General features: G+C 46.2%; 16 protein-coding genes. 9 read left to right on the top strand and 7 right to left on the bottom strand.

The features are described from left to right. Positions 1–22: 22 nt before the first annotated feature. The 7 genes from C943_RS04140 to C943_RS04110 form a co-directional block, all read right to left on the bottom strand. Positions 23–1174, bottom strand: a complete 1152-nt coding sequence (locus C943_RS04140) for a DUF3179 domain-containing (seleno)protein (RefSeq protein ID WP_040478972.1) — start codon at positions 1172–1174, stop codon at positions 23–25. Beyond that, positions 1175–2716, bottom strand: coding sequence for a vanadium-dependent haloperoxidase (locus C943_RS04135; RefSeq protein ID WP_040478970.1), 1542 nt, complete (start codon positions 2714–2716; stop codon positions 1175–1177). Between the two features lie 11 nt (positions 2717–2727). Next, on the bottom strand, positions 2728–3648 hold the full coding sequence (locus tag C943_RS04130; RefSeq protein WP_008624560.1) for a transporter family protein: 921 nt from the start codon (positions 3646–3648) through the stop codon (positions 2728–2730). Positions 3649–3862: 214 nt separating this feature from the next. After that, complete coding sequence (locus tag C943_RS04125) at positions 3863–4408, bottom strand: hypothetical protein (RefSeq protein ID WP_040479112.1); 546 nt, start codon at positions 4406–4408, stop codon at positions 3863–3865. Between the two features lie 95 nt (positions 4409–4503). Next, positions 4504–4698: a hypothetical protein gene (locus C943_RS04120; protein ID WP_040478968.1), complete on the bottom strand. Its 195-nt coding sequence runs from the start codon at positions 4696–4698 to the stop codon at positions 4504–4506. Between the two features lie 137 nt (positions 4699–4835). Next, positions 4836–5426: a DNA-3-methyladenine glycosylase I gene (locus C943_RS04115; RefSeq protein WP_008624555.1), complete on the bottom strand. Its 591-nt coding sequence runs from the start codon at positions 5424–5426 to the stop codon at positions 4836–4838. A 49-nt stretch (positions 5427–5475) separates the two neighbouring features. Continuing rightward, a complete protein-coding gene (locus tag C943_RS04110; protein WP_008624553.1) occupies positions 5476–5781 on the bottom strand; it encodes a DUF4286 family protein in 306 nt (101 codons plus the stop codon). Between the two features lie 99 nt (positions 5782–5880). Here C943_RS04110 and C943_RS04105 point away from each other — a divergent pair, with 99 nt between their 5' ends. The 9 genes from C943_RS04105 (at position 5881) to C943_RS04065 (ending at position 13344) form a co-directional block, all read left to right on the top strand. Next, positions 5881–6573 (top strand): carotenoid biosynthesis protein, encoded by a 693-nt coding sequence (locus C943_RS04105; protein WP_008624548.1) that lies wholly within the window; start codon positions 5881–5883, stop codon positions 6571–6573. A gap of 54 nt (positions 6574–6627) precedes the next feature. Continuing rightward, positions 6628–7074 (top strand): sterol desaturase family protein, encoded by a 447-nt coding sequence (locus C943_RS04100; protein WP_040479108.1) that lies wholly within the window; start codon positions 6628–6630, stop codon positions 7072–7074. Next, the gene (locus C943_RS04095; protein WP_008624544.1) at positions 7071–7967 is read left to right on the top strand and encodes a MerR family transcriptional regulator; all 897 of its coding nucleotides are present in this window, start codon (positions 7071–7073) and stop codon (positions 7965–7967) included. Before C943_RS04100 ends, C943_RS04095 begins: the two co-directional genes overlap by 4 nt. A 217-nt stretch (positions 7968–8184) precedes the next feature. Further along, on the top strand, positions 8185–8697 hold the full coding sequence (locus tag C943_RS04090; protein WP_008624543.1) for an RNA polymerase sigma factor: 513 nt from the start codon (positions 8185–8187) through the stop codon (positions 8695–8697). A gap of 5 nt (positions 8698–8702) precedes the next feature. Beyond that, positions 8703–10184, top strand: a complete 1482-nt coding sequence (locus C943_RS04085; RefSeq protein ID WP_040478966.1) for a phytoene desaturase family protein — start codon at positions 8703–8705, stop codon at positions 10182–10184. A 21-nt stretch (positions 10185–10205) separates the two neighbouring features. Beyond that, positions 10206–11048 (top strand): phytoene/squalene synthase family protein, encoded by an 843-nt coding sequence (locus C943_RS04080; protein ID WP_008624541.1) that lies wholly within the window; start codon positions 10206–10208, stop codon positions 11046–11048. Next, entirely contained in the window at positions 11048–11758 is a 711-nt protein-coding gene (locus tag C943_RS04075) for a lycopene cyclase domain-containing protein (RefSeq protein ID WP_008624540.1), read from the top strand. The genes C943_RS04080 and C943_RS04075 overlap by 1 nt, the downstream gene beginning before the upstream one ends. A 3-nt stretch (positions 11759–11761) precedes the next feature. Beyond that, complete coding sequence (locus tag C943_RS04070) at positions 11762–12607, top strand: 4-hydroxy-3-methylbut-2-enyl diphosphate reductase (RefSeq protein WP_008624539.1); 846 nt, start codon at positions 11762–11764, stop codon at positions 12605–12607. A gap of 83 nt (positions 12608–12690) precedes the next feature. Beyond that, positions 12691–13344 carry a fatty acid desaturase gene (locus C943_RS04065; protein WP_081610447.1) on the top strand — a complete coding sequence of 218 codons (654 nt, stop codon included), beginning with the start codon at positions 12691–12693 and terminating at the stop codon, positions 13342–13344. Positions 13345–13416: the final 72 nt, after the last annotated feature.

Below are 13416 nucleotides of genomic sequence, written 5' to 3'. Positions count from 1 at the left end.
CATGTAGTCAAGCTTTTTAAATTCAAGGAACATATATTTCTGTTTGTGGATTGAAGGTCCTCCAGCTGTGCCAAAATTCTTGGTAGGCGTAGATGGGATAAAGGACCTGCTCGCCAGTATGGATGCTGGCGCCTCGAAAGTCAAGCGTGTCCTTTCCGACCGACAGGAAGTCTCCCGGTAGTCTTTCAATGGATTGAGTCACATCGATTCTTAGGAAAGCCTTGAAGCTTTGTTGGTCTTCAGATAGGATTAACGCCACGGGTTGTCCAGCGACTACATCGTGAATGGTTCCGATAGACTTCAGGTCATTCCAGTCATAGGCTTTGGATTTTTCCCGTACCCTTATTCCTACCACCCAAGACTTTTCTTTCCAAGATAGACTATCTGTTCCCGTGAGTTTGCTTTTGCTTTTTCCAAACTCATACTTGCCAAGACTGTCATATTTCGATAGAAAACTTGGGTCGGCATCCATCACTTTCCCTTGCGGAAAAAGCTCAAAGAACTTCCCCAAAGTAAGTTGATAGGAGTCTAGCTCTGGCAATTGGGAACCCTTGGATGGGCCTGCAATTGCTTCCCCATTGGCTTGCTGCCACCAAGAACCCGTACGACTGTCTTCAAACATTGCGTTGAAATGGTCCATTCCGACTAGTCTAAAGGTTTCCGGATGTCCATCGACAATCGGGTCAAAAACCCTTCCTGTCCGACAAACACTGCAGTAGGTAACCATGATCTCCTTTCCTGCAATCTGGTCCCGCACTTGATGGTGATAAGCAATAAAGCGGATGGGATATGCCTTCGCTTCTCCCCCATGGGCGACTGCAATCACCAAGCTGCTGTCGGAGAGGGATTTTGAGTTTAGGGAAGAGAAGTTGAGTTGGCTGGGTTCCAGAAACATCCTCTCCGCTGTCATGCGGAAGTTGAACAGGTACACAACCCCAAGGACGACCAAAGACAAAATCAAAGAAGGCCATTTGGAAGAAGAAAATGCCGGCTTTGCACCGAGTAAGATGAATCCAAGGAAAACGATTCGTCCCACCCATCGGTACGAATGGAGAAAGTAGGCCAATGCCAAGGAATCCCAATGTTGACTCCCCGGCATTGGCATGATGAGGTACACTCTTGCTATCTCCAGCAAAGCCAGTCCAATCAATCCTATGAAGAAATATTTTGCCACTTACTGTGCGCCGTCGGCTTTAGCCCTGTTTACTGCATAGCTACCTACATTTCTGCCTTGCGTGGTTCCCACTTCCGCGTCAAATCGGTAGTGGATCCCGCCATAAAGCCTTGAAACAGCCGCTTCTTCCGCCCAAGCCCTAAACTGTGCTGCCTCACTTGGGAAGAAGTAGGCAAGTACTTCCGCTCCAGCTGCCGAGAATGTGCTGTGTCCAGAAGTGTAGGCCGGGAAATTAGGTGTTCCCAGAATCGTCTTGAATCCTGGAATAGTCTCAATTGGTCGTGGATAATGGTAATAGTACTTGGTATCCCAACAGGCGACGCCAGCATCCATGATGGCGGTGTTCATATAGGCGAAAACCCTTGCTGAACGTAGGGGATTCAGCTTATGTCGCACGATAGCCTCTTTTGCAAACTTGTTCCAATGCCCCGGCGGTGTGTAGGAGCCCAAGCCATCCTCCCACCAATTGGCAATCCGCCGCTGCTGGATGGTCATGTGGGAAGCGAATTTCTTGAGTTCCTCGGCGTCCCGGTTGAAATCGGCGGAACCCGGTGCTGGTGGAGGCCCTGGCCTTACTTCCTCCACAGTTGGCACATTCCACATTTTGACTTTTCCAAACAGGGGCGTCAGTCCGACCGGCCTTTGGGGAGTTTCCATGTTTTGCCATTTCCATCCAAAGCGCTCAAATGCAGCGTTTGCAATGGAATCAGAAACGGGTTTTGGCGTTTGGGCTTTTGCCATGCCATCAGTTGACGCACGCTGTTTAGCCAATTTGACTACTTCCGTGGCAATTGTAACCCCAGCAGCGATATCACTTTGGACGTTGATGCCGGCATGCATCAAACTGGCGATGTGTTCCTGGTATTTCCTTTCCAGGTAAATGGTTTCCAAGGGAAACATGGCAACCAAGATCTCTTTTGAAACCAAGGCGAGTGTCGCACCATCCGATGGATAAGACGGAAGCTGACTTTTTGCATAAGCTGGTTCGATAGCCGTATCCACCTGGTAAGGTGCTGGCCGGTTGAACTCATATTTGTAATGCCAAGCAACCACCAATGCATCAAACTGCGCCACACTCAAGTAGGCGAGCATCCTGCTGGTATAAGGGGGGTGGGCAAACGGAAATGCAGGAGGTCCCTGGGGATTTGCTGGATTGGGGAGTGTGTAGGTGCCATCCGCATTTGGTCCAGGAATCAGGTTGTACTTTGCTGCTAGTTCTAGGGCGATTTCGTTCCACCTAAGGACCGGATTGTTGGTCCAATACTTCACCGCTGCCTGCTCATCGGGCGTTAGGCTAGACATTTTTTGCTTCATCTCCGATAGTTCGGCTTGGTATTGTGCCGAACTGGTCGCGTTTGGCGCTGGTACCGTTATCTGTGTCGGTGAAGTCACAAGGATTGTTTTCCAAGTTCCACCGTTTGGATCCAAATTGGAGAAATCATAACCCTCAAATTCATAGTAATTCGGGGTTTCTTCGATACAGGAGCTTGCGATCAAGACCAGTAAAAACAGCTTTATACAATTGTTGTAGATTTTTTTCATGGCAATGGGAATCAATAGACTTTGAATTGGTAAGTGAGGCCGAGACCGATGGTGGTGGCTTTGCCGACATTTCTTCCACTGACAGTTTGGTTGAAATAGGCCAATGCTCCAAGTCCGCGGTCCGCTTTGACAAAATATTGTACCCAAGCACCGACCTGACCGAAATCCATCTTGTTGGTCGGCTGCGGCCGATTGTAGGCACGGATGTCATCACCTGTCAGGCAGTTGAAATTCTGATAGGTTGCCTCGACCCTCAGTCTGTTGTCAAAGGCCCAGTAGCCGATCGCTCCGTGAAAATTGAGCACGTTGGGCACATTCATAAACGCGGAGTAGACGCTGCCATTTTCATAGTAATAATCCCGCTCGATTTCTGTCTGTCCCCGCCAGATGTAGGCGAGCGCCGCGCGGAATACCAAACCGTTGTCCATTTTGTATCCTCCGATTCCACGCAAACCAAGCTCGGGGGCACCGACACCGATGCTGAAAGGCATATAATCCGAGAGATAGTTACCGATTGGCGTGGAAAAATGGGCATTGGTGAGGAACAGCAACCTACCAGGACCAACTTGCTTTTGGAGCCAGTCAACTTTGGCCGAAATGCTCAAATCCTGCAGCCCGGACTGCCCGGCCTGTGTGCCACCGGAGGCCTTCGTGTGGACGAAGGGTAGGCTGGCGATGATGTTTACCTTCTTTGATACGCCCATGGCGATCATGGGCATTCCCATCTGTCGGGTAAAAGTACCGATATTGGCGTTTTGGCGGAGATACGTCCCTTCCCAGTACTGGTCCCAAGAGGAATGTTCATACATCAAAGCCGCGCAAATTTCTCCCTTCCCCATCATGACCTCGTCCCATGGAGTTTGGGCAAAGGAATGCAGGGATAAACTTATCCACACTGCCAAAAGGGCAGCAAGGCGAAATATTTTTTCCATTGTAATTAAGTTGGGTTGAATGAGTTATACCTAAATCCCAAGGCCGAGCCATGGGAAGGCTACATAACATCTCGAAAATCCACATCGCGAATGGAGATTGAATCCTTCGACAGGAAAGACTGTGTCCTGATAGATCCAGCAAACACTGTTGATAACAGCCGACAGGAACCTAATCAGAATTGATTCGGAAATGAAATGAAGCCACAAAAAAAGATCAACCCAACTCTGGGGGTGGTGTATGAATGTTGATGGTCAATTGATCAAAAGGTAAAAAAATAAACCCTATGTAATGCTTTTGGACCGGAATGAAAGACCTGAATTGAAAGTCATTGACCGGTTGGGTGTAGTCTTTCACAAAGATTTTGGAGAGCAGCGTGTTGTTAGCACCATTTGGCAAATCATCATGGACCAAGGATGTGACCCATAACTTGATAGTCTCGTTCATGGTCCGTTTTGCGGTATCAGGGACATAGACCACCTGAAGTGTATCATTGACGTAGCGTTGTTTGATGATACGGAAAAACTGCCCATCTTTTTCGAAACTCGTATTGGCTACCCGAAATTCCTCCTCTGAGACCATGTAAGGAATGGAAAGCGGTATCTCCATCATTTTCTCTTCCAAGGCGGCTGAGCTGTCACTGTAAATTTTGTCAACCCAGTGTTTTTCAACCTGAAGGCGAAAAGAAAAATACGCCACATAGTACCCAAAATGGTACAATGCAAAGCAGCAAAGCAGCAATATGGCGATTGGTTTCCTCAAAGTTCGGTTGACACTTTTTCGAAATGTAAAGAAAATCAACTCGTAAGTCAAAGAGTTGGAAAATTTCTTTCGAAATAGAATGGTTTTTGGAGGGATTAGGGCAGTAGGCTACAGGCTTTCCACAGGATAAAAAACGCCAAACCAATACTGCCGTAGATTCTAATCACCATCAAGCGGTTGGAGCGATCCAAAAACCACAGCACCCAAACCGGCCTAATTAGCCCGAGCAGCATTAAGGCAGCGGAGAGTAAAAACATTCCCTGGAATAAGGCTACTAGCGCATGTAACATGCCGATGAAATTTTAAAAGAAAGGCTATCCAGCAAACTGCTGATGTATCGAAAGCTCATAGTTTGAGATAGATGTTGAAAAGATCCCTGAGGGAAGGTCAACAGGTTGGCCTTAACGAAACTCCTGGGGAATCTCGATTATTTTTGCGCCAATTGCCTGACTTGCTCGTGCCGGAAGCATCCGACCAAATGGTCATTGACCAAGCCTGTGGCCTGCATGTGGGCATATATTACCGTGCTACCTAGGAATTTGAAGCCTTTTTGTTTGAGATCCTTTGCAAGGCGATCGGAAACTGGCGTGGTGGCAGGCACTTGTGACAATTCACTCCACGAGTTCTGAATCGGCTGTCCTCCCACAAAATCCCAAATGTAGTTGACAAAACTCCCATGTTTGGCCTGTACATCCATAAACAAGCGCGCATTGTGGATGGCAGAGCGGATCTTTGCGCCGTTTCTAATGATGGCTGGATTCTGTAGCAGTTCGAGTACGTAGCCTTCGGGAAACTCAGCTACAATCTTATAGTCAAAGTTGGCAAAGGCATCACGGTAACCCTCTCTTTTCTTCAATATCGTCGACCAACTCAGGCCCGCCTGCGCGCTTTCCAAAACCAAAAACTCAAACTGCTTTCCATCCTCCCATACGGGAACTCCCCACTCTTTGTCATGGTACTGGACATAAGCTTCAAAACCTCGGCACCAAGGGCAGCGGAAAGCATCGTGTGTATGCATCATGATTTTTGGATTGTTTTTTGGGATTTGGAGAATTTAAGCGGCCAGATTATTCGACCGCCTGCAACAATGTCCTAAAGGAAACCACCCTGTCCTGAAACTTGATTTGGACATCCTGCTGTAGCTTTTTGGAGTGTACTTGCATGTATTCATTGAGCTTGTCCATATTTTCAGCAAAATACTGCACCGAGTAGTTGATGCTACCGTCCTCAGAATCGTGGAGGATGCGATAGAGTTTGTTTTCCAAAAACATACCCGTCGCCAACACGTCGGGAATGTGTGTCTCCCGCATCCAATTCAGCCATTCTGTTTCGGCGTCCTTGTCGACATTGACCGTCACGTTGTATAAGATCATATTCTGTCTATTTATCTGTACTTTTGGACTTCGATTGCCAACAAATATACGACCCGCTTGTTTAACAACCTGAATTATTCCAATCCTTGTAAAGCGTAAATGAATACATCAATTGTAGAAACGAAACAGCAGGAAAACCAAAAACCAGCCAAAGAAGGGCGAGGTATCAGTTCTACAACTTGGTTTAAGATACTCATCTCCCTTTTTTATTTGGTTGGGATCGTAGGGATGTCGATTCCTGAAATTCGGCCTTTTTTCCAGCAGTTGACGCCCTTTCACCTGTTATTGAGTTTGGGCGTGTTGTTTTGGTTTCACATGGAGTGGAATGTGCCTTTTGGTATTTTCTGCCTTGCGGCTGCTCTTATCGGTTATGGTTCGGAGGTTTCTGGCGTCCACACGGGATTTCCATTTGGCAGCTATTGGTACGGGCCTGTTCTCGGTGTGCAGGTATTTGAAGTGCCGCTGATGATCGGGGTGAACTGGCTGCTTTTGAGCTATATGGCAGGTCATTTTTTTCATACAAAAATTCAAAATGACATCCTCGCTGCTTTGGTGGCGGCGGCACTGATGGTTGGGATTGACTTCATCATCGAGCCCGTGGCAATTTCCTTGGACTTTTGGTCTTGGGAGGGGAACATCGTTCCGGTTCAAAATTACTTGGGATGGCTTGGGGTTGCCTTTATCATCCAAATCATCTACCGGAAAACAAGCTTTTCAAAACCAAATGCGGTTTCGGACTTCCTCCTGTTGAATCTGATCCTGTTTTTTGCGATTTTAAATTTGATTTTGTGATTGAAAATAAAATATTTCAAACAATCTTAATTTGAACGAGTTACGTCAATGAATATGATAACTGCTGTATTGTTCACCGCGCTTGGTTTTGTTGCAATGGAAATCTCCGGGTGGTTCATACACAAATACCTGATGCATGGCCCGCTTTGGAGTATCCATAAAACACATCATCAGCCTTCCAAGGGACCGTTCGAGCTCAATGACCTCTTTTCCCTGTTGTTCGGGAGTGTGGCCATTGTGTTGATTGTTCTCGGCGTCAGAAGCTTGGATTACAGGTTTTGGATGGGGGTTGGCATCAGCTTGTACGGTCTCTTGTACTTTTTGATCCACGATGTCATGGTACATCGCCGGGCCAAATGGTTCTCCAGGCCACAAAACAACTTTCTATTGGGCATATTCAGGGCACACCAAGCCCACCATGCGACCAATCAAAAAGACGACGCAGTATCCTTTGGATTGTTCTTTGTTCCTAAAAAGTATTTTAAAAATACACCCAAATGAGTACCTATTCCATCAAAGACCTCGAACAATTGTCAGGTATCAAAGCCCATACGCTGCGTATTTGGGAGCAGCGTTATGATTTGCTACAGCCGAAAAGGACTGATACCAATATCCGTTACTACGATGACGACGATTTGAAGCTAATCCTGAATGTCGCCCTGTTGAACGACAACGGCTTCAAAATCAGTAAAATCAGCAAAATGTCCCCTAGCGAAATGCGCGATGAGGTCATTCGGCTGACCGACCGCAACCTTACCCATGATGACCAAATCCACGCGTTGACGATCTGTATGGTCGAAATGGACGAGGAAAGATTGGAAAAGGTACTTTCGACCAATATCCTCAAATTCGGATTCGAGCAGACCATGCTCAACATCATCTATCCATTTCTGTCCAAAATTGGTGTCCTTTGGCAAACAGGGGCTATCAATCCAGGGCAGGAGCACTTTATCAGCAACCTAATCCGTCAGAAACTTATCGTCGCAATTGACGGTCAGGTTTCCAAATACACTGGGAAGAAGTTCCTACTTTTCTTGCCGGAGGGCGAAATGCACGAAATCTCCCTGCTGTTTGCGGCCTATATAATAAAGGCAAAGGGGCATCAAGTACTTTACCTCGGGCAAAATACGCCGAGGGAAGACCTAAAGGCCGTTTACCGTTTGCACAGGCCAAAGTATCTCGTGACTGTAATCACGACTTCACCTTCCCAGGATAACGTACAGGAATATTTGGATGAGTTGTCACAAAACTTCCAAGATTCGGAAATTGTGGTATCAGGATACCAGATTGTCGGTCAGGATCTGAATTTCCCCAAAAATGTGAGAGCCCTTCACTATATCCGCCAACTCAGGGATTTTGTGGAAGAGATCAATGAAGTGATGGTTGAGAAATAATGAACGTTTTTAACAAAATCTTAAACAAGGTGAGGCTTACCGCTCTCACCTTTTTTTGTGCAAAAATGCGGCTAATTTTGCCTTTTCTCACAGAATAGGCGATGTGGCCGCATCAGTTTGAATTATTTTGTTTAATCTTTTTGAAAAATATTTCCACAAATTGCTTGCGTTTTGTTTAACGATTGCTACCTTTGATTAAACAAAAATGCTAAACGCCATGACGACTCTAGAATTCAGTTATTCCCTCAACAAGTTGTCCAGTTCCCTCAAGCCATTTGCGTTGAAGCTCACCAGGGACATGGACGATGCAAATGATCTATTGCAGGACACGATGGTAAAAGCCTTCACGAACAAGGATAAATTCACTGAAGGAACCAACCTGAAAGCATGGCTTTACACCATCATGAAAAATACCTTCATCACCAACTATCAAAGGATGGTACGTAGAGGCACTTTCGTGGATACCACAGATAATCTTCACTATATCAACTCTGGAGATATCCTTGTGGAGAATGGTGCGTTTGGCGATTTTGCTATTGACGATATCAACAACGCGATCGAGAAGCTCGAAGAAGTATACAAGGTACCTTTTATGATGCACTTCAGAGGATTCAAATACCACGAGATCGCCGAAAAATTAAATATTCCGATTGGAACTGTGAAGAATCGTATCCATATTGCCAGAAAGCTCCTGAAGGGCGATTTGTATATGTATCAACATAGAAACTGATCAAAATGCCGAAAAAAAATGTAGTGGTGATAGGCGCTGGATTCGCTGGAATCTCCGCGGCGACTCATCTGGCGGCATCGGGATACGACGTAATATTATTGGAAAAAAACGCTGGACCCGGTGGCCGGGCTCGGCAATTCGAAGCTGAAGGGTTTGTATATGACATGGGTCCAAGTTGGTATTGGATGCCGGATGTTTTTGAAAACTATTTTGCTCATTTTGGCAAAAAGCCCTCGGACTACTATGAATTGATCAGGTTAGATCCGTCCTACACCGTCGTTTTTGGTAAGGACGAGTTTATGGAGATTCCAGCGGACTACGGTCGATTCAAAGCACTTTTGGAATCCCTAGAGCCTGGTGTCGGTCCGAAATTGGACGAATTCCTAAAACAGGCAGCCTATAAATACCAAGTTGGGATCAACGATTTGGTCCATAAACCAAGTCGGTCTTTGATGGAGTTTGCCAGTCCTGGATTGTTGGCGGATGTCATTAGGATGGATGTATTCCAATCGATGTCCAAGCATATCAGGAAGTTTTTTAAACACGAGAAGATTATCCGTCTGATGGAATTCCCCGTGTTGTTTCTCGGGGAGACGGCGGAAAATATCCCTGCACTTTACAGTTTGATGAATTATGCAGATATTTCCCTTGGTACCTGGTACCCAATGGGAGGAATGTTCAAGATTGTAGAAGGCATGGTGCTGTTGGCTGAAGAAAAAGGAGTCAAATTCCAATACAACGCCGATGTTTCCCATATCAACGTGAAGAACGGACACGCCAAAAATGTAGTCCTGAAAGACGGAAGATCCTTTGAAGCTGACGTAGTCGTCGCGGGTGCTGATTACCACCATGTCGATTCCGCTTTGCTTGCGCCCGAGTACCGCAACTACAGCGACAATTATTGGGACAAAAGGGTGATGGCTCCTTCGAGTCTGTTGTTTTACCTTGGGGTCGACAGAAAATTGGAAAATATAACCCATCATTGTCTGTTTTTTGACGAGCAAATGGGTCCCCACGCGGACGCGATCTACAAGAACCCTCGCTGGCCGGAGAGACCGTTATTTTACCTTTCCGCTGCATCCAAGACGGATCCAAGCGTGGCAAAGGAAGGAACCGAAAACCTCGTCATCTTGATCCCACTTGCTCCAGATCTTGCCGATGGCGAAGAAGTGCGCGAGAAGTATTTCAACATCGTCATGGATCGCTTGGAAATGCTCACCGGACAGGAAATCCGAAGCCATATTGTCTATAAGAGGTCCTACGCACACACCGACTTCAAGGCTGACTACAATGCATTTAAGGGAAACGCCTATGGTTTGGCCAATACGTTACTTCAGACGGCCATCTTGAAACCTTCTTTGAAAAACAAGAAAGTGGGCAACTTGTATTACACGGGTCAACTTACCGTGCCCGGACCAGGTGTGCCACCAAGCCTTATTTCAGGTCATGTGGTTGCAAAAGAGGTAATGAAAGAACATAGAATTTAAAATTTTGCTAAATTCATAGGCATGGATGCTAGGGCCCTATTTGACGAAACCACATTGGAATGTAGCAAGCTGATCACTCAGCGCTACAGTACCAGTTTTACATTGGGCATTAAAACCCTTGCCAAGAAATTCCATTTGCCGATTTACGCGATCTATGGTTTTGTGAGGTATGCGGACGAAATCGTGGATACCTTCCACGACCAAGACAAAAAGACGCTGTTAGCGCAATTCAAAGAAGACACCTATACCGCGATCGACAACAAGATCAGCCTAAATCCTGTCCTGCATGCCTTCCAATTGATCGTCAATGCTTATCAGATTGACAAGGATCTCATTGAAGCCTTCTTGAAAAGCATGGAAATGGACTTGGATTTCAAGACCTACAACGACTCGAGATACCATGAGTATATTTATGGCTCTGCCGAGGTGGTAGGCCTGATGTGCTTGAAGGTATTTTGTGAAGGTGATCAAAAACTCTACGAAAGCCTCAAAAGCCCTGCCTGCAAACTCGGTTCGGCCTTCCAAAAAGTGAACTTCCTGCGGGATATCAAGAGCGATTACGAGGAAAGAGGGCGAGTCTATTTCCCAGGTGTGGATTTCAACAGTTTTGATAAATCAGTCAAACAGCTCATCGAAGAAGATATCCAGAAGGATTTTGATGAAGCGTTGGATGGGATCAGAAGGCTTCCTAGCGGCGCGAAGATGGGCGTAAAGGTTGCTTATTTGTACTACCAGAAGCTGTTTGACAAGATCAAGGGTCTAGACCCTAAGGTTATTACCAATCAGAGGATTCGCATCCCGAATGCGAAGAAATTATCCTTGCTGCTCGGCACCTATGTGGAAACCAAACTTGGCTTCAACTGATGGAAAAGTACCTATACCTCGCACTGATGTTGTTTTCCATTTCTTATCCCCTGGCTCAGTCTTTTGAGCATCGGATTACCTATTACAGACAGTGGAGGTACCTTTTCCCCGCAATCGCCATCACGGCTTTTGTGTTCATCGTGTGGGACCATTGGTTCACAGTGATCGGCGTTTGGGAATTTAATCCGAGGTATGTCTTAGGATTGTTTTTTTTGGAACTGCCAATCGAGGAATGGATGTTCTTTATCGCGGTGCCATTTGCCAGCATATTCATCTACGAGGTATTGAATTACTTCGTGAAAAAGGATGTCTTGCAGCCTATCGCCAAGGCGACAACCTTGTTTCTCATCCCTTTCCTTTTTGTGGTTGGGATGCTCAACCTCGATAAATGGTATACCTCGGTCAATTTGCTGTTGGGTTCTGGAACTTTGGCAATGCATTATATTTTCTTTCAGACAAAGTACCTGGGTCGGTTTTACTTGGCCTATCTGGTCCACTTGATTCCTTTCCTGTTGGTCAATGGTGTACTCACGGGAGGATTTACGGAGGAGCCTGTGGTCATTTACAACAACGCTGAAAACCTCGGCATCAGAATATTTACCATTCCGATCGAGGATACTGTCTACTCGATGATCCTGCTGCTGATGAACATCAGTTTCTATGAAAAGTTTAGGCAACGCAAAACAATTCAAACCGTCAAAAGTTTATAGCATATGCTAAATCTGAAAGTACATATCGACCAACACTCAGGGTTTTGTTTCGGTGTAGTTTATGCCATAGAAATGGCTGAGGAAATCCTCGACAAACAAGGCTATTTGTACTGTTTGGGTGATATCGTACACAATGACGAGGAGGTCAACCGACTGACGCAAAAGGGCCTGAAGATCATTGACCATGCCCAACTTCAGATGATTCACGACGAAAAGGTCCTGATCCGTGCGCATGGCGAGCCACCTTCTACCTACGAATTGGCGATCAAAAACAATCTGACGCTGATCGACGCGAGCTGTCCCGTCGTGCTAAAGCTGCAGAATCGCATCAAAAATTCCTTTGACAAAGACGAGCAGATCTACATCTACGGAAAGCATGGACATGCCGAGGTGGTTGGGCTTTTGGGACAAACCAACAACAAAGCGGTCGTGTTCCAGGACATCAGTGAGCTTGATATCCCCAGTTTGCCCAAAAATCTGACCCTGTACAGTCAGACAACCAAGAGTACCGACAAGTTTTACGAAATCAATAAAATCCTGCAAGAAAACGGCATATCCGTCAACACCAATGATACCATCTGCCGCCAAGTCTCCAACCGGGACAAGGAACTGCGGGAGTTTGCGGACAAATTTGACAAGATCGTGTTTGTAAGCGGTACCAAATCCTCCAACGGAAAGGTCCTCTACAACGTCTGCAAGGACAAAAACCCCAACACGTACTTTGTCTCCAACCCCGAGCAAGTGGATCCATCTTGGTTTTCCAATAACGACACGGTGGGAATCTGCGGCGCAACCTCCACACCTATGTGGCTGATGGAAGAAGTGAAAGCCAAAATCGAATCCTTCTGATTCCGGCATTCCCGTATCTTTACGAAGTGAAAGCGTTGAAAATACCCTACGAACCCATTGGCATCAAGGGAGTCTTGATCGGCATGACGATCATTATCCTTTGGTTTGTGGGTTTGTTTTTTTTGCTGACTTGGGAGTTTTCATGGACCCACCCCCTGACTTATGTGGCCATTTTGGTACAGATGCACCTCTACACGGGTTTGTTCATCACTGCCCACGACGCGATGCATGGGATTGTTTCCGAAAACAAGCGCCTCAATCACGCGATTGGCTGGTTTTCGGCGGTGCTATTCTCCTTTAATTTCTACTGGAAATTGTACCCAAAGCACCACGAGCACCACAGGTTTGTGGCGACGGACAAAGACCCCGACTACCACGCTTCCGGAAAATTCTTGGTTTGGTACCTGAGTTTTATCCGGCAGTATGTCAGTATTTGGCAGATTCTGCTGATGGCGGTGACCTTCAATATCCTGAAGCTTTTTATTCCGACCGAAAATCTGATCCTTTTTTGGATGCTGCCGGCAGTGCTCTCCACGCTGCAGTTGTTTTATTTCGGGACCTACCTGCCCCATATGGGTGAGTCGGACAACAAGCACCATTCACATTCCCAAGCAAAAAACCACCTTTGGGCGTTTATCTCCTGTTATTTCTTTGGCTATCACTACGAGCACCACGACTCCCCCGGTACACCCTGGTGGCGGCTGTGGAAGGTAAAAGAGGCTTATCAGAAGGGTTAATTCCAAAAAGGCAATGTACTGAAAAATAGTTGGTGACATTTTTGGAAATAATTCATAACATTCGATGCTGAC

It is taken from the genome of Mariniradius saccharolyticus AK6, from assembly GCF_000330725.2.
Lineage (GTDB): Bacteria > Bacteroidota > Bacteroidia > Cytophagales > Cyclobacteriaceae > Mariniradius > Mariniradius saccharolyticus.
This window is presented reverse-complemented; position numbering and strand designations above follow the sequence as displayed.